The organism is Actinomadura sp. HBU206391 (assembly GCF_014323665.1).
In the GTDB taxonomy this organism is placed as follows: Bacteria; Actinomycetota; Actinomycetes; order Streptosporangiales; family Streptosporangiaceae; genus Actinomadura_C.
The window spans coordinates 17,130-33,961 of sequence record NZ_JABVEB010000027.1 but is presented as its reverse complement, the minus strand read 5'-3'; the positions used below and the strand labels follow the sequence as shown (position 1 = coordinate 33,961).

Below are 16,832 nucleotides of genomic sequence, written 5' to 3'. Positions count from 1 at the left end.
GAACACGACAGCGAAACCCGTCTCGCACTCGCTCGCCGGTGGGCCGGGTGATCTCCGTCCAGCGCGAACAACTGCAAGATCACCGGACGGATCGGCCGTGCCCGGGCTAGGCGGTCCAGATCGGCGGGGTGCGCCCGATCCAGGGCCGGGCGGCCTCGAGCTGGGCAGACAGCGAGATCAACGTGCCCTCGCCGCCCAGCCGGCCCGCGAGCATCACGCCGATCGGGAGGCCGTTCTCGGTCCAGTGCAGCGGCACGCTGACCGCGGGCTGGCCGGAGATGTTGTAGATCGAGGTGAACGGGGTGAACCGCTTCTGCAGCTCGAAGTTCTCGGCCGGATCGGCATCGTGGAAGTAACCGATCGGCACGGGCGGCTGGGCCAGTGTGGGGTGCAGAATCGCGTCGTACTCCGCAGTGGCGGCGAGCGCGACCCGTAGCGCTCCCTGTAGCTGTGCGTGCGCCGAGAGCAGCGCGTTGGCGGTCACGGCGTCGCCCCGCTCGCGGAGCCAGCGGGTGAGCGGCTGCAACCTGTCCGCACGGAGCGGATCGACGGGCGTCATCGTGGCCATCACCGACCACAGCGTCTCGAAGATCGGCACCAGGTCGGGCCCGAACGGCGGCGACACGTCCACGATCTCGTGGCCCAGTTCGACGAGCAGTGACGTGGCCTCCTCGTAGGCGGCGACGCAGTCGGCGTGGATCACCGCTCCCGGCACGACCGGCTCGATCATGCGGGCGATCCGCAGGCGTCCCGGCTCCCGCCCCACGTATGCGGCGAAGGTGCCGCCGTCCGGCAGCGGCGGTGCCATGAACAGGTCACCGGGCGTCGGCCCGGACATCACGTCGAGCAGCGTGGCCGCGTCCAGGACGGTCCGCGCGATCGGCCCGTTGGTCGACAGCCCGAACAGGTCGGGGATGAGCGGGCCCTGCGACACCCGGCCCCGGGACGGTTTGATGCCGAACAGCCCGCAGACGCTGCTCGGGATGCGGATCGAGCCTCCGCCGTCGCTGCCCTGCGCGACCGGGGCGAGACCCGAGGCGACCGCCGCAGCCGCCCCTCCGCTGGAGCCGCCGGCCGACCGGTCAAGGTCCCACGGAGTACGGGCGGGCGGCGCGACCGAATTCTCCGTGTAGCACGGCAGCCCGAACTCCGGCGTATTAGTCTTCCCGATCATGACCGAGCCGGCCTCGCGCAGCGCCGTCACGACATGGTCGTCCACGAACCCCGTGAGGTCGTCGAAGACCGCCGACCCGAAGGTCATCGGCACGCCTTGGACCATGTTGAGATCCTTGATCGGCACCGGAACACCGAGCAGCGGCGGCAACTCCGCCGGATCCGCGGCTTCGAGCACGACCCGCTCCGCCTTCCGGGCCTGCTCCCGCGCCGACTCATCGGTGACGGTCACGTAGGCGCCCACCTGGCGATTTACCCGTTCAATACGACCGAGGTAGTGATCAACGATCTCAACGGGGGAAAGCTCACGGTTACGGACCGCTGTGGCCTGCTGCTCTGCGGTGAGGTCGTGGATATCAGTCACACCGCCGAACAGTAGACGCCGCCACGGCCGGGATCAAAGGCCGCAGTGACGAACCTCACGCTCCACCACTCGGCGAGCCGCATGGCTCCCACGCTGACGGGCACGCCGAAGAGAAGGGGTGAAGAAAGATCTACCCTCCCGGGACGCAAATGAATCACCCGGATGGGGCGACAAAAGTATAAACCTGACAAGACTAGTCGCTCGTAACCTAAATGCTTACTCTGCGCTAAGAGAATCACGCATCTTTCCCGGAAAGGAATACGGAGCGTTAAAAATGTCGATTTTGGGACGGGACGGTAAGACCCGGTCGGTAGGCGGTCATCCGCAGGAGGGTCCGTCCTCCCGATCTCGGGAACAGACGTACGGCGATCTGATCAGTGACCCGCAGGTCCGCAGATGGGCCCAGCGCGTGGGAGTCGCGATCGTCATCGGAGTGGTGTTCGCCGTCTTCTTCAGCATCCGCGTCGGCTTCACGATCGCGGTGATCGCGGTCATCGCGGACACGATCCGGCGGGCTCGAAAGCACTCCAGCGTCGACGCCTGGCGCAAGTCCTCCGCGGCCGAGCGCCGTACCGAACGACAGTTGCGCGGCCTGGAGAAGAGTGGGTGGTGCATCCTGCACGCCCGCGCGGTGCCGCGCGACGACGAGGGCGTCAGCGACGGCAAGATCGATCATCTGGTCATCGGCCCGAGCGGCGTCTACGCCATCGACTCGGAGAAGTGGGACAAGCGCCTCCCGGTGCGCACCCTGTCCCACCGCAAGCTCTTCCACGGCCCCTTCAACAAGAAGGAGCGGCTCGACGAGGCGTGCTGGGAGGCCGGCCAGGCCAGCAGGCTGCTCAGCGCCCAGGTCGGTTTCGAGGTGCCGGTGCAGCCGTCGGTGGCGATCTACGGCCCGTCCATTCCATGGAAGGTGATGACGGTGCGGGACGTCGACGTCTACTCGGGCGGCCGGGCGAAGTCCTATCTGCGCCGCAGGCCGAAGATCCTCACCGAGACGGACATCCAGCGGATCGCCAAGGCGGCCGAGAGCATGCTGCCGCCGGCCTACTCCGCGGACTGAGCCTCGGCTGGCCCGGCGTCCAACTGCTGGGACGGTCGTCTCATCCGCATCCGTGGGGCCGTACGATCGAGAGCAAAGCATTCAGTTGGGAGAGCCCCATGCCACCGCTCAGATCACGTACGGTCACGCACGGCAGGAACATGGCCGGCGCCCGGGCCCTCATGCGGGCCACCGGCGTCGCCCGCGAGGACTTCGGTAAGCCGATCATCGCGGTCGCCAACAGCTTCACCGAGTTCGTGCCCGGCCATGTGCACCTACGTGAAGTGGGACAGGTGGTGGCCGACGCGGTCCGGCAGGCCGGCGGGGTCCCGCGCGAGTTCAACACGATCGCGGTCGACGACGGCATCGCGATGGGTCACGGCGGCATGCTCTACTCGCTGCCCAGCCGCGAGCTGATCGCCGACTCGGTCGAGTACATGGTCAACGCCCACTGCGCGGACGCGATGATCTGCGTGTCGAACTGCGACAAGATCACTCCTGGCATGCTGATCGCCGCGATGCGGATCAACATCCCCACGGTGTTCGTGTCGGGCGGGCCGATGGAGGCCGGCAAGGTCACCGTGATCAACGGCGAGGCGAGGACGACCCGAAAGCTGGACCTCATCGACCCGATGATCGCGTCGGCGGACGAGAGCGTCTCCGACGACGAGCTCGCCGAGATGGAGGAGAACGCCTGCCCGACCTGCGGCTCGTGCTCGGGCATGTTCACCGCCAACTCGATGAACTGCCTGACCGAGGCGATCGGGCTGTCGCTGCCCGGCAACGGCACCACGCTGGCCACGCACAGCGCCCGCAAGCGCCTCTTCGAGGACGCCGGGCGGGTGATCGTCGACATCGCCCACCGCTACTACGACGGCGACGACGACTCGGTGCTGCCGCTCAACATCGCCACCCGTGACGCGTTCGAGAACGCGATGACGCTCGACGTGGCCATGGGCGGGTCCACCAACACGATCCTGCACCTGCTCGCCGCGGCCCGCGAAGGGAACGTCGACTTCGGGCTCAAGGAGATCGACGAGGTCTCCCGCCGGGTGCCGTGCGTCTGCAAACTCGCCCCGGCCACGGCGAAGTATCACGTCGAGGACGCCCACCGGGCCGGTGGCATCCCCGCGCTGCTCGGCGAGCTCGACCGGGCCGGACTGCTCCACCGCGGCGTCCACACCGTGCACAGCGCGACGCTGGGCGAGTTTTTGGACGGCTACGACGTCCGCTCCCCCAACGTGCGCCCCGAGGCCGTGGAGCTCTTCCACGCCGCGCCGGGCGGCGTCCGCACGATCAAGCCGTACGCACAGGACACGCGCTGGGAGTCCCTCGACCTCGACCGGGCCACCGGGTGCATAAGAGATGTGGAGCACGCCTACACCAAGGACGGCGGACTCGCCGTGCTCTACGGCAACATCGCGCCCGAGGGCGCGATCGTGAAGACGGCGGGCGTCGAAGAGGAGCTGTGGACCTTCTCCGGCCCGGCGATCGTCTTCGAAAGCCAGGACGACGCCGTCGACGGGATTCTCGGCGACCAGGTCAAGCCGGGCGACGTCGTGGTGATCCGCTACGAGGGCCCCAAGGGCGGGCCGGGCATGCAGGAGATGCTCTACCCGACCAGCTTCCTGAAGGGCCGCGGTCTCGGTAAGGCCTGTGCGCTGGTCACCGACGGCCGGTTCTCCGGCGGCACCAGCGGCCTGTCCATCGGGCACGCCTCGCCCGAGGCGGCCGCCGGCGGCCTCATCGCACTGGTCGAGAACGGCGACCGGGTGGTGATCGACATCCCGCAGCGCTCGCTGGAGCTCGACGTTCCCGAGCAGGAGCTGCGGGCCCGCCGCGAGAAGCTGCTGGCCGACCTCGGCTCCTACCGCCCGCGCGACCGGCAGCGTCCGGTCAGCGTGGCGCTGCAGGCCTACGCCGCGATGGCCACCTCGGCCTCCACCGGCGCCTCCAGGGACATCAGCCAGCTCTCCGGCTGACCCCGCCATGAGGTCAGCCCTCTCGGTGCACCAGGTCCGGGGCGAAGGCGGGGAGGCAGACGGCGATGTACTCGGCACCCTCCGCGCCGGGTGAGCTGTAGCGGACCCACTCCCCCGGCTTGGTGTGCACGGCCTGGCCGGCGGTGACGTTCAGGCTGCCGCTCTCGTACTCCACGAGCAGCATGCCGTTCAGCACCACGGTGTACTCGTCGAACTCCGGGCGCTGGCCGGGTTCGGCCCACCCGCCGGGGCTCCGCATGTGCGCCACGCTGAGCCGCGACTCCTCGGAGTTGACCCGGCCGACGTACTCGTCGATCAGTTTGGGCGGCTCGCCGGCGGCCGTCACCCGGGACGGCTTCTCGATCAGTTCAGGCATGGTGTCAGCATGCCGCATCCCCCGAGCCGCCGAGCGGAGCGAGGCCATCAGCCGCGAGGGGCGCGGCGTTGCCTGGACTGAGGAGCGCAGGAGCGAGGAACGAGCGACGGAGCGACGAGGGAAGGCAGCGCCTCAAAGGCGCCCCGAGCCGCCGAGCGGAGCGAGGCCATCAAGCACAGCAGCCTCCGCCGCAGCAGCCGCCCCCCGCCGGTCGGGCGACCGGTGCGGAGGCCCCGGAGGAGCCCGTCATCGCGACCGTGGACAGCAGCTTGACCGTGTCGTCGTGGCCGGCCGGGCAGGAGGCGGGCGCGGACGACTCACTCATCGGGCGGGAGAGCTCGAAGCTGTCTCCGCACGCCCGGCATCGATACTCATAGCGCGGCACCCCCTCAGGGTACCTAGGCCGCGGGCTCGGTGACATACGGCGCCCATTGCGGATCACCGTCGTGGATGACGCCGATGAGCCGCCAGTGGGCGCCACGTGGCACCACCGGGGCGACGTGCAGGGTCCACCCCAGCTCCTCCAGGAGTCGATCGGCCTTACGGTGATTACAGGGCATGCAGGAGGCGACGCAGTTCTCCCAGGTGTGCTTTCCGCCGCGGCTGCGCGGCAGGACATGATCGATCGTCTCCGCGCGGCGGCCGCAGTAGGCGCACTGGAAGTTGTCCCTGCGCATCAGCGCGGCGCGCGTCAGGGGCACCCGGGTCCGGAACGGGATTCGAACATACCGGCGAAGCCGAATGACCGAGGGCACCTCAATGGACATCGTCGCCGACCGCAACTGCGCCCCGGTGATGTCGTGATGGACGACGTCCGCCTTCTCCCTGAGCACAAGGCAAACCGCCCGCCGCAGCGGAAGTGTGGTGAGCGGCTCGTACGTCGCGTTAAGGAGGAGGACTTGTCGCATCAGACGACCTCCGCGGGGCCACAGGCGCCGGCCGCCCCCGGGGGCACGCTCGAACGCGCCTCGGTCGGAGGCTCACCCTGCTCCGTCAGCACCTGCGCCACGAGGACCTCCTCAAGGGCGAACTCGAAGCTGCAATCAGTGTGGCTCGTGATGACCCGATCCCGCTACCCATGAATTTCGCGGGAGCGCCACCGTGAGTCATCCCGAGCCTACTGGCCGCCCGCAAATTCGGACCTCCGAGCGGTGACGGCAAGAACACGCAAAGTGCCGGAGCGTCCGGATGTGCGGCACGGAGCGGTACTAGCAGGACGTAAGGTGCGATCCATGAGCCGACCAACGTACCCGGCCGCGCAGCGCCAGGACATCGTCGAGGATCTTCACGGTCACCAGGTCGCGGACCCGTACCGCTGGCTCGAGGACCCGCAGAGCGATGACACCAAGAGATGGCTCACCGACCAGGACGAGCTCTTCCATCAGGCCGTGGACGGGCTGCCCGGCCGGGAGCGGCTCCGGGCGCGGCTCACCGACCTGCTCGGCTCAGGCAGCATCGGCTCCCCCGTATGGCGCGGCGACCGGCGATTCTTCGTCCGCAGGGCGGCGGAGCAGGAGCACGCCGTGCTCTACACCGTGGGCGCCGACGGCGGAGAGCGGATCCTGCTGGACCCGATGGCGATCGACGACTCCGGGCGTACGACGCTCGACGCCTGGCAGCCGGACAAGGAGGGGCGGCTGCTCGCGTACCAGCTGTCGCACGGCGGTGATGAGGAGTCACTGCTGCGGGTGATGGACGTGGCGACCGGCGAGGACGTGGAAGGGCCGATCGAGCGCTGCCGCTACTCCCAGATCGCCTGGCTGCCCGGAGGTGCGGCGTTCTACTACGTGCGGCGGCTCCCCGCCGCCGAGGTACCCGACGGCGAGGACCAGTACCACCGCCGGGTCTACCTGCACCGCGTCGGCTCCGATCCCGAGACCGACGATGTGATGATCTTCGGTGAGGGGCGCGAGAAGACCAACTACTACGGCGTGTCGGTGAGCCGGGACGGCAGGTGGCTGGCGCTGTCGGCCTCGCAGGGCACCGCGCCGCGCAACGAGCTGTGGATCGCCGACCTGACCGCGTCGCCGATCGAGGCCCCGGCGCTCAAGGTGCTCCAGGAGGGCGTCGACGCCGAGACGGGCGTGTACGTGGGCCGGGACGGGCGGGCCTACATCTTCACCGACCGCGACGCGCCGCGCGCCCGGCTGTGCGTCACCGACCCAGCCGATCCCTCGTACGAGACGTGGCGGGACCTGATCCCCGAGGACCCGGAGGCGGTGCTCAGCGACTTCGCCATCCTGGACGGGCCCGAGCTGGAGCGCCCGGTGCTCCTGGCCGGATGGACGCGCCACGCGATCAGCGAGATCACCGTGCACGATCTGGTCACCGGGGAGCGGATCGGCGAAGTGCCCACGCCCGGCCTGGGCTCGATCGGCGGCATCGTCGAGCGCCCCGAGGGCGGCCACGAGGCGTGGTTCGGCTACACCGACAACGTCACGCCCACCTCCGTTCAGCGCTATGACGCGCGCACCGGCGAGACGAGCCTGTGGCAGGCCGCACCCGGCACGGTGGACCTGCCCGACGTGCAGGCGGAGCAGATCACGTACGAGTCCTACGACGGCACCGAGGTGCGCATGCTCGTCATCTCCCGGGCCGACGTGGCGGCCCGGGACGAGCCGCGGCCGACCATCCTGTACGGCTACGGTGGCTTCAATGTGTCGCTGACCCCCTCGTACTCCCCGATCATCCTCACCTGGGTCGAGGCCGGTGGCGTGTACGTCATCGCCAATGTGCGCGGCGGCGCCGAGGAGGGTGAGGAGTGGCATCGGGCCGGCATGCTCGCCCGCAAGCAGGCCGTCTTCGACGACTTCCACGCGGCGGCCGAGAAACTGATCGCCGACGGCTGGACCACGCCGGAGCGGCTGGCCATCTCGGGCGGCTCCAACGGCGGCCTGCTCGTCGGCGCGGCGCTCACCCAGCGGCCCGAACTCTACCGGGCGGTGGTGTGCTCGGCGCCGCTCCTGGACATGGTGCGGTACGAGAGGTTCGGCCTCGGCCAGACCTGGAACGTGGAGTACGGGTCCGCCGAGGTGCCCGAGCAGCTCGGCTGGCTGCTGGGCTACTCGCCGTACCACCACGTCCGGGAGGGCGTGGAGTATCCGGCCACGCTCTTCACCGTCTTCGACAGCGACACCCGGGTCGACCCCCTGCACGCCCGCAAGATGTGCGCGGCCCTCCAGCACGCCACGGCGTCGGCGGAGCCGATCCTGCTGCGCAACGAGGCCGAGGTGGGACACGGCGCGCGTGCGGTGAGCCGGACGGTGCAACTGGCCGTCGACACCCTGTCGTTCATGGCCGCCCGCACGGGCCTGGACCTGGAGACGTGATCTGTGCCGACGTGATCTGTGCCGACGTGATCTGGCCGACGTGATCTGTGCCGACGTTCGCGGTTCAGGGCGGTGGGAGCTCCTTCTCGCCGTAGATGTTGACGATGCCACAGATGACCTCGCGACGGGTCTCGCGCCAGCCGAACCTCTCGTACAGCGCCAGCGCAGGCCCCTGCAGGTCGGTCGTGTCGCCCTGGAGCAGGCGGTAGCCGAGCTCGATCGCCCGTTCCTCCAGCGCGAGGACGATCGCGGCGCCGTAGCCGCGGCGCTGAACGTCCGGGTGTACGCGGAGCCGCACCATCTCGGCGGTGCGCTCGTCGACCCGGCGCAGCCCGCCCATGGCGAGCACCCGCCGGCTCTGACCCGTCAGCCTCCCGGTGATCCTCGCGGGCCGGCCGATGACGAACTCTCCGCCGTTGTCCAGATAGATCTCCTTGAGCGCGGGAAAGTCGTGGTCGTAGTAGACGCCGTCTCCGGGGCGCAACCCGACCTGGGCGAGCCCGTCGTGGTGCAGCGCGAGGACGGCCTCGTGGTCGGCGGAGCGGTACCGCCGGATGATCAGGTCACCGAACGCCCAGACAGGGGGCTCCGCCCGACGCCGGCTGAGTCCCCGGACGTCGCTGTCGCGATTCGTCATCCCGGCCGGTCAGATCGACTCGGGAGTCGACGGCTGAGGGACCGGTGGCGCCACCGTCGGGCTCTGCACCGATGGACCCGACAGGGCCTCGCGGAAGTCCTTCGCCTCGGGGATCTCCCCGTGCTTGGCGACCACCGCCGCGTTGAGCTGCCGGGCGCGGTGCAGGAGGATGTCCGACCGGTGCTCGACGGGCAGCTCCAAGATCGCTTCCTTGGCCGTGTCGGCCGCGGCGCCGGGCTCACCGGCGTGCAGCTTGCACGCGGCCCGGTTCAGCCGGACCAGGGTGCGGTCCACCCGCTCGGTGGCGGAGTACAGCGTCAGGGCGTGGCTCAGCACTTCGTCGCCGCGCTGATGGTCCCCGAGGTTGGTGAAGGTGTCGCCTTCGTAGAACGACATCTGCCGCTCGGTGAAGCCGAAGGCGAGATCGCTGAGATCGGTCTTGGACAGCTGGTCGAACACGGCGCGGCTGCGGACCAGCGCACGCCTGGCGCCGGGCGCGGCGTCCGAACGGCCGCGCAGCGCGAGTTGGCCGAGCGCGCGGGCCTCCACGGCCGGCGCCATGGCCGCCGCCACACTGGGCGTACGACCGGCCAGGTCCTGTGCCTTGCGTGCGAGGTGCAGCGCCTCTCGCGGGTCGCCGTAGTACATCGGGACCAGCGCCTCGCGGACGGTCACCCAGGCACGCAACGGCCGGTCGCCGGTCTCGTCCGCGGCGGTACGCGCGGTGCGGAAGAACGAGCGCGCCAGCCGGTGATCGCCCAGATTGATCATGATCAGCCCCGACATCCCTGCGAGCTGGGCGGCCAGCCGGCACAGCCGCTCCTGCAGCTCGATGGGCTGCCGGTGATCGCACATGCGGCGGACTTCGCTGAAGTCCAACAGCACGTCACAGAGCATGCGCAGTGACGGAGTGGCCTGGTACTGCTGGCCGTACCCGAGGGTGGTCTCCTCCCACTGGTCGAGCATCGTGGGCGACACGGTGGCGTTGACCAGTGTGTCGTCCATCTTGCGGCGAAGGTTGTCGATTGAGCCGAGAAACTGACCATCGAGGGTCACGCCCGCTCCCGCGAGCAATTGCAGAAGGGTCCTGCGAAGCACGATGTCCTCCTCTCCAACATCCGCGCAGGCAGGCTCCCGTGCGCGGTCAGGGCCATATAGACCTCTAACTTGATTGATCCAGTGCCGGTCGTCAGGCATGGCGACGACGACAGAGCCGACGAGTGTGTCTGTTTCGCCCGGAACTTGGCCTAATGGAGTGGTACCGGGACGTGCCGCATGCCCCTGCCCGCAGATACAGCGGCCGGGGTAACCGAGCTTTTCGGGATCGACCCGGAACACCAGACACAGATAGTGCAGATACTCCGGGCCGGGTCTCTTGTAACCGCTCTCATAAGCCGACAGCAGTGTCTCGCCGAGCTTTGGGGTGGGCCGGCCCTCGAGTTCGTACAGCGCCCTCACCTGGGCCACCACATCGGACAGCGCCACGCCTAAGGCGAGGCGGTGCGCCTTCACCGGACTGGTGCCGAAGAGGGGGCCACATTGATCGTGAATATCTGAGGCGATCTTCACGGACGTCAGCCCTCGAGCCAGACCATGTGCTCGAATTCTGCGCGCTATGTCCGTTTCTTTCCGTGGGGGTTCCGACATCCGTTCCGGCCTCCTCGCCACCAGGGCGACCGGTAATCAATCAGGTCGATTACTCTTCGTGACGAATCGTAACTCTCACCTGGCCGCAAGCCAACCCATTCACAAGAAATGAGGCTGCACCGGAGGTTCTCCGACCGCTTCCGGGCTGAGATATCTCCCCCGGCGGTTGAGATACGTCCACCACAGGGTCGACTTTTCCTCCTCGCGGGATGACCCGTGCTTGACCGACCCTCCGGGTACTTGCAATTCTCGCTTCGCATAGCAATGCGTATTCGCTTGATCACACAGGATGCTCGGAGAGTCGCCAGGACTACGGAAGCCAGGACTACGGAAGAGGGTGCTCAGGTGTTAACCGACAGGCGCGTCGGCTATCTGGAAGAGCTGGTGCACGAACTCGGAACACACGGGCTGGTGGCACGGGTGGTCCAGACCCGGATCGACGGCCCCGCGTTCCTGCGAGTGGTCAATCCAGAGGCGGCGAGCCTCTCAGAGAACGTGACCTGCGCCCCAGCGCCGGATACCCGCGATGACTACTACTGGTGGTCATGGGGTGAGCGCCTGCACCAGGTCGGCGATCCAGGAGGCGCCGCCGTCAAGGTGGCGCGTGTCCTCGAGATCCGCCGCCATTAGCCCGGGCGTGTCCCGTGGGTCCCCGGCTGGAACGGCGCGGCGGCCGGATCCCACGGGACACGCTCGGCCACGTCCCGCGTGAGCGGATCCTCGGCCGCCCGCAGCAGACCCACACCGATGCGGTGGGCGGCCCTTCCCCGGACCTCGCCGGGCCGGCGCGAACCAGCGCGCGCCGGCCCGGCGGGTCCGGCTCTCCCCGGGGGCCGGCGATCCGTGCGCATCGCGCGGTGGTGTCGTATGAACCGGTCTCTGCCGTCCCCTACGATCGGCTCGTACCCGCCGCCGACCGCGGTGATGTGACAGCGAACACAGATGACCGGCCCGGGGAGGGTCCCACTCGTGCCATTGCTCAACGTGACTCTGCCGGCCTTCTGGGAACAGGGACGGCCGGAGGACCACTGCGGGCCCGGCGAGCCCAGTATCGCCTGCCGGATCAGCTGGGCCGCGTCGCACAACCCCGACTTCACCAGGTTCTTCCGCACCTGGCTCGACCGGCCGCTCACGGGGCTGGTGCAGGTCACCATCACCTTTCTGATCGCGATGATCCTGCGGCACTTCGCGCACCGGCTCATCACCAGGGTCACGCTCCGCATGTCCGAGGGCACCATGCCGGAACGGCTGCGCGAACGTACCCGTACGATCTTCGACGGCAGTCCGGTGCTGCTCAGCGAACGGCGCCGCCAGCGGGCCAGGACCATGGACTCGGTGCTGCGCAGCATCGCCTCGATCCTGATCCTCGGCACCGCGCTGATCAGCGTTCTCGGGACGCTCGGCCTCAATCTCGCCCCGATCCTGGCCAGCGCCAGCGTGATCGGTGTCGCCGTCGGTTTCGGCGCGCAGAGCATCGTCAAGGACTTCCTGTCGGGCATCTTCATGCTGCTGGAGGATCAGTACGGCGTGGGCGACGTGGTCGACGTGGGGCCGGCGAAGGGCACGGTAGAGGCGGTCAGCCTGCGCGTCACGCGGCTGCGCGACATCAACGGCGTGGTCTGGTACATGCGCAACGGCGAGATCCTCCGGATCGGCAACGAGTCCCAGAACTGGGCCCGGACCGTGCTCGACATCCCCGTCTCCCCCGACGAGGACGTCGACAAGGTGCGCACACTGCTCAAGGAGACCGCCGAGACACTCGCCGTCGACCCACCGTGGGACGAGATCATCTTGGAGGAGCCGTCGGTGTGGGGCGTACAGGCCCTGACCGGTGACGCCATGGTCGTCCGGGTCGTGCTCAAGACCGCTCCGGGCAAGCAGGCCGAGGTGGCCCGGCAGCTCCGCGAGCGGGTCAAGAAGACCTTCGACGAGGCCGGGATCGCCGTGGCCTCACTCCCCGCATAGGGTTGAGGCTGATGGCTACTGACATGAATTTCTTCGCGGAGGTCGGAGGCGAAGAGACCTTTCGCCGCCTCGTCCACCGGTTCTACGAGGGCGTGGCGGACGACCCGGTGCTGCGCCCCCTCTATCCCGAAGAGGATCTCGGTCCGGCCGAGGAACGGCTCCGGATGTTCCTCACGCAGTACTGGGGCGGCCCGAACACCTACAGCCAGCAGCGCGGCCACCCGCGCCTGCGGATGCGGCACGTGCCGTTCACGATCGGCATGAAGGAGCACGACGCCTGGCTCCGCCACATGCGCGACTCCCTGGATGAGCTGGGGCTGTCGCCCGAACTCGAGCAGAGGCTGTGGAACTACCTCGTCATGGCCGCACGCAGCCTGATCAATCAGCCGGTCTGACCGGCACGCGGCACGTGACGGGCCCGTGCCGCCGCAGGGCGGGCACGGGCCCGTTCACACTCTGGAGGGGTTACAGCGGCGGGCGGTTGGCCTGCAGCTCGTCGTAGGTGTCGAACGTGCTGGTGAGCGTCCTCGCCTGCTGCTGACCGGACACGCCGGCCCACCGCTGAAGCGCCGCGGTGGCCTTGGTCCGCTCGTCCTGCGGCAGGAAGCCGATCAGGCGTCCGTTGTGGTTGAGGCCGGCGACCTCGTACCAGTAGGAGTCCTTGGTGCCCCGGCCGAGACGGAACGGCTCGGCGCCCCACGGGTCGTTCGCCCCGTAGAGGAACATCAGGTGGCGGCCGTCGTTGCGCACCCAGCGGTCGACGTCACGCATCACCGAGGAGTCGAAGTTCATCTTCAGCTCTGCCGGTACGAACGACCGCGGCTGGTAGAGACCGGGGTACTTGGCCAGGCCGCGCAGGTTCTCGAACTTCGGGTACGGCCAGCCCAGCTGGGTGCCGGCCTGGTAGTAGTACGGGATGTAGGGGGCCAGGCCCTGGTCGGAGTAGAACGAGAAGCCCGCGATCTGGTCGACGAAGGTGTAGAGATCGTCGGTCGTGACCGTCTTCGGGTCCGGGACGTTCGCGCACTCCGACTGCAGCGCGTACTGCCAGAAGCCCCACTCGAGGTCCAGCACCGAGGCCTCGAAGGCGCGGTCGGGCGTCTTGAGGTTGCTGAAGGTGAGGGCCTGCTCGGCGGCCGCCGCCTCGAACTTGGCCAGCATCGCCGGCCTGCGCCTGAGCGATTCGGCCGCCAGGTCCTTCAGCCGCTGCCGGCATTGCGGGTCGGTGCCGACCGTCTTGAAGAACCGGTCGTAGGCGCTGTCCTCCTTGTTGTCGACGTCGTTCGGAGCCACGTAGGCGACGACGCCGTCCACATCCTGGGGATAGAAGCGGCTGTGGTAGACCGAGGTCATCCCGCCCTTGCTGGCGCCTGTTGAGATCCACTTCTTGCTGTAGATCTTCTTGAGCGCCTTGACGAGGCGGTGGTGGTCGGTGGCGGCCTGCCAGATGTTCAGCTTGCGCCAGTCGGCGGGCTCAGGCCGCGACGGCGTGAAGAAGCGCTGCTCCACCGCGATCTGGTTGCCGTCGATGAGCTGCGCGGGCTCGGACCGGAACGTCGGCAGGTCGTTCAGGTTGTAGCCGGAGGTATAGAGCACCATCGGCCGGTCGACGGCCTTGTGCAGCAGCGTGAACCGCTGGTCGAAGCTTCCCCGCTCCGGGTGCCGGTGGTCCACCGGCTGCCGGTAGCTCAGCAGGAAGTAGCGGAACCCCGGATTGGTCGGCCGTTCCGCGATCACCTTCAAACCCGGGATGGCCTTGAGCCTCGCGAGGATGTCACCCTCGGTGGCACTCGGCGACGCCTGCGCCGAGGTCGCGCTGCCGACGAGCCCCATGAGAAGCAACATCGACAGCAGCAATGCAGAGATTTTCCGCATCCCCACCCCTTTTATGTCGTAATCAACCCGTTCCGGGCGTGACGTTAGAGGTGAAGGGCCGGGAAGTGTACATCGGGGTGAAGTTCGTTATGCATCTGTGTTACTCGTCCGATACCACGACAGGCCGTCCGGTGCACCGCCCTCGAGAGGGGCCCGGCCTCTCATGGGGCCCGATGCAGATACCGCGTGATGCGCTCGCGCTCCTGCTCGGTGAACCGGCGCGGGCGGACCGCCTCGACGTCGTAGGCGACGACGCGCGAGGTCGCCCTCGCATAGACGTGCTCGTCATCGCGAACCTCGTGGGCCAGCCGGAACGACACGGCTCCGGCCTCGGTGACCCACGTCTCCACCCGGATCGGCTCGATGTCGAACATCAACGGCCGCAGGTAGTCGATCTCATGACGGGCGATGACCATTCCGCGCACGGGCGGCTCGCCGTTGCGCACGGGGTCGGCGTGGAACATCTCCAGCCGCGCGTCCTCGAGATAGGTCAGGAACCGGACGTTGTTCACGTGCCCCTGCGAGTCGATGTCACCGAAACGGATACGGAACTCGTGTACGTGGCGCAGGCCGGCCACGGGCAGGGTCGCGATGTCGTCCATGTCCTCGCCTGATGATCCATGTTCCTGGGGCCGGCAGCGGCCCATCAAAGTCGGGCCGATGCTACCCGCCGGGGAGCCGCGGTCGACCGCGGCTCCCTGACGTACGCCCTGTCCGCTCGCGCCTGTGCGAGCCCGCTCAATCCCGGGTGAGCTTGCGATAGGTGACCCGGTGCGGCCGGGCCGCGTCGGCCCCGAGCCGCTCGATCTTGTTCTTCTCGTAGTCGGCGAAGTTGCCCTCGAACCAGAACCAGTTCGAACCCTCTTCCCACGCCAGGATGTGCGTGGCGATCCGGTCGAGGAACCACCGGTCGTGGGAAGTGATCACTGCGCATCCCGGGAACTCGAGCAGCGCGTTCTCCAGGCTCGACAGCGTCTCGACGTCGAGGTCGTTGGTCGGCTCGTCGAGCAGCAGAACGTTGCCGCCCTGCTTGAGGGTGAGCGCCAGGTTGAGCCGGTTGCGCTCGCCGCCGGACAGCACACCCGCGGGCTTCTGCTGGTCGGGGCCCTTGAACCCGAACGCCGCGACGTAGGCGCGCGACGGCATCTCCACCTGACCGACCTTGATGTGGTCGAGCCCGTCGGAGACGACCTCCCAGACGTTCTTCTTCGGGTCGATGCCGCCCCGGCCCTGGTCGACGTACGACACCTGAACGGTCTCGCCGACCTTGAGCGCGCCGGAGTCGGGCGTCTCCTCACCGACGACCATGCGGAAGAGCGTGGTCTTGCCGACACCGTTCGGGCCGATGACCCCGACGATGCCGTTCGGCGGCAGCCGGAAGGACAGCTGCTCCATGAGCAGCCGGTCCGCGAAACCCTTGGAGAGGTCGACGGCGTCGATCACGGTGGTGCCGAGACGAGGGCCCGGTGGAATCTGGATCTCCTCGAAGTCCATCTTCCGGTACTTCGCCGCCTCGGCCGCCATCTCCTCGTAGCGCTCGAGCCGCGCCTTGCTCTTGGCCTGTCGCGCCTTCGGGTTGGAGCGCACCCACTCGAGCTCCTGCTCGAGGCGCTTCTTCTTCTTGGCGTCCTTCTGCCCCTCGACCTTGAGCCGCTCCGCCTTCTTCTCCAGATAGGTGGAGTAGTTCCCCTCGTAGGGGAAGCAGCGGCCCCGGTCGAGCTCCAGGATCCAGGTGGCGACCCGGTCGAGGAAGTACCGGTCGTGGGTGACGGCCAGGACGGTGCCCTCGTACTTCTCCAGGTACTGCTCCAGCCACTGAACACTCTCGGCGTCGAGGTGGTTGGTCGGCTCGTCCAGCAGCAGCAGGTCGGGCGCCTCCAGCAGCAGCTTGCAGAGCGCGACCCTTCTGCGCTCACCACCCGACAGCGTGGTGACCTCGGCGTCCGGCGGCGGGCAGCGCAACGCGTCCATCGCCTGCTCGAGCTGGCTGTCCAGATCCCAGGCGTTGCGATGGTCGAGCTGCTCCTGCAGCTTGCCCATCTCCTCGAGCAGTTCGTCGGAGTAGTCCGTCGCCATCTGCTCGGCGATCTCGTTGAACCGGTCGAGCATGGCCTTGGTCTCGGCCACGCCCTCCTGGACGTTGCCGAGCACCGTCTTGTCCTCGTTGAGCGGCGGCTCCTGCTGGAGCATGCCGACCGTGAAGCCGGGCATGAGCCGCGCGTCCCCATTGGACGGGTGCTCCAGTCCGGCCATCATGCGCAGCAGCGTGGACTTTCCCGTGCCGTTCGGGCCCAGCACGCCGATCTTCGCCCCGGGCAGGAAACTCAGGGTGACGTCGTCGAGGACGACCTTGTCGCCGTGTGCTTTGCGCACGCGCTGCAGCGTATAGATGTACTCGGGCATGTCCTCAAGCCTATGGGGTCTTGAGGGCAGCTAGAGACC

The 16,832-nt window shown here is 68.3% G+C and carries 15 protein-coding genes; 6 read left to right on the top strand and 9 right to left on the bottom strand.

All coding sequences use genetic code 11. The features are described from left to right. Positions 1-106 precede the first annotated feature (106 nt). Complete coding sequence (locus HKK72_RS12540; protein WP_187234498.1) at positions 107-1,537, bottom strand: amidase; 1,431 nt, start codon at positions 1,535-1,537, stop codon at positions 107-109. 274 nt (positions 1,538-1,811) lie between these two features. Here HKK72_RS12540 and HKK72_RS12535 point away from each other — a divergent pair, with 274 nt between their 5' ends. Together HKK72_RS12535 and ilvD are read left to right on the top strand one after the other, a co-directional pair. After that, the gene (locus tag HKK72_RS12535) at positions 1,812-2,600 is read left to right on the top strand and encodes a nuclease-related domain-containing protein (RefSeq protein WP_187234497.1); all 789 of its coding nucleotides are present in this window, start codon (positions 1,812-1,814) and stop codon (positions 2,598-2,600) included. 98 nt (positions 2,601-2,698) lie between these two features. Continuing rightward, complete coding sequence (gene ilvD, locus HKK72_RS12530) at positions 2,699-4,561, top strand: dihydroxy-acid dehydratase (RefSeq protein ID WP_187234496.1); 1,863 nt, start codon at positions 2,699-2,701, stop codon at positions 4,559-4,561. A 13-nt stretch (positions 4,562-4,574) separates the two neighbouring features. On the opposite strand, the gene HKK72_RS12525 is transcribed toward ilvD, so the two are convergent. The 3 genes from HKK72_RS12525 to HKK72_RS12515 form a co-directional block, all read right to left on the bottom strand. Next, entirely contained in the window at positions 4,575-4,937 is a 363-nt protein-coding gene (locus HKK72_RS12525; protein WP_187234495.1) for a cupin domain-containing protein, read from the bottom strand. Between the two features lie 169 nt (positions 4,938-5,106). Beyond that, positions 5,107-5,322, bottom strand: coding sequence for an FmdB family zinc ribbon protein (locus tag HKK72_RS12520; RefSeq protein ID WP_187234494.1), 216 nt, complete (start codon positions 5,320-5,322; stop codon positions 5,107-5,109). A gap of 13 nt (positions 5,323-5,335) precedes the next feature. Then, complete coding sequence (locus HKK72_RS12515; RefSeq protein WP_187234493.1) at positions 5,336-5,845, bottom strand: HNH endonuclease; 510 nt, start codon at positions 5,843-5,845, stop codon at positions 5,336-5,338. Between the two features lie 324 nt (positions 5,846-6,169). On the opposite strand from HKK72_RS12515, the gene HKK72_RS12510 reads away from it, so the two are divergent. Continuing rightward, complete coding sequence (locus tag HKK72_RS12510) at positions 6,170-8,266, top strand: prolyl oligopeptidase family serine peptidase (RefSeq protein ID WP_187234492.1); 2,097 nt, start codon at positions 6,170-6,172, stop codon at positions 8,264-8,266. A 64-nt stretch (positions 8,267-8,330) separates the two neighbouring features. Here HKK72_RS12510 and HKK72_RS12505 read toward each other — a convergent pair whose 3' ends face one another. Beyond that, positions 8,331-8,903, bottom strand: coding sequence for a GNAT family N-acetyltransferase (locus HKK72_RS12505; RefSeq protein ID WP_187234491.1), 573 nt, complete (start codon positions 8,901-8,903; stop codon positions 8,331-8,333). Between the two features lie 9 nt (positions 8,904-8,912). Beyond that, positions 8,913-10,001, bottom strand: a complete 1,089-nt coding sequence (locus tag HKK72_RS12500) for an XRE family transcriptional regulator (RefSeq protein ID WP_261986754.1) — start codon at positions 9,999-10,001, stop codon at positions 8,913-8,915. A gap of 894 nt (positions 10,002-10,895) precedes the next feature. Here HKK72_RS12500 and HKK72_RS12495 point away from each other — a divergent pair. The 3 genes from HKK72_RS12495 (at position 10,896) to HKK72_RS12485 (ending at position 12,910) form a co-directional block, all read left to right on the top strand. Further along, positions 10,896-11,180, top strand: a complete 285-nt coding sequence (locus tag HKK72_RS12495) for a hypothetical protein (RefSeq protein WP_187234489.1) — start codon at positions 10,896-10,898, stop codon at positions 11,178-11,180. 339 nt (positions 11,181-11,519) lie between these two features. Beyond that, the gene (locus HKK72_RS12490; protein WP_315987208.1) at positions 11,520-12,515 is read left to right on the top strand and encodes a mechanosensitive ion channel family protein; all 996 of its coding nucleotides are present in this window, start codon (positions 11,520-11,522) and stop codon (positions 12,513-12,515) included. Positions 12,516-12,526: 11 nt separating this feature from the next. After that, positions 12,527-12,910: a globin gene (locus HKK72_RS12485; protein ID WP_187234487.1), complete on the top strand. Its 384-nt coding sequence runs from the start codon at positions 12,527-12,529 to the stop codon at positions 12,908-12,910. Positions 12,911-12,980: 70 nt separating this feature from the next. Here the strand turns inward: HKK72_RS12485 and HKK72_RS12480 are convergent, their stop codons facing one another. The 3 genes from HKK72_RS12480 to ettA all read right to left on the bottom strand — a co-directional run bounded on the left by HKK72_RS12480 (position 12,981) and on the right by ettA (position 16,793). Continuing rightward, positions 12,981-14,390 (bottom strand): S28 family serine protease, encoded by a 1,410-nt coding sequence (locus tag HKK72_RS12480; protein WP_187234486.1) that lies wholly within the window; start codon positions 14,388-14,390, stop codon positions 12,981-12,983. Between the two features lie 161 nt (positions 14,391-14,551). Further along, positions 14,552-14,992, bottom strand: coding sequence for an acyl-CoA thioesterase (locus HKK72_RS12475; protein ID WP_187234485.1), 441 nt, complete (start codon positions 14,990-14,992; stop codon positions 14,552-14,554). 136 nt (positions 14,993-15,128) lie between these two features. Next, entirely contained in the window at positions 15,129-16,793 is a 1,665-nt protein-coding gene (gene ettA, locus HKK72_RS12470; RefSeq protein ID WP_187234484.1) for an energy-dependent translational throttle protein EttA, read from the bottom strand. Between the last annotated feature and the right edge of the window lie 39 nt (positions 16,794-16,832).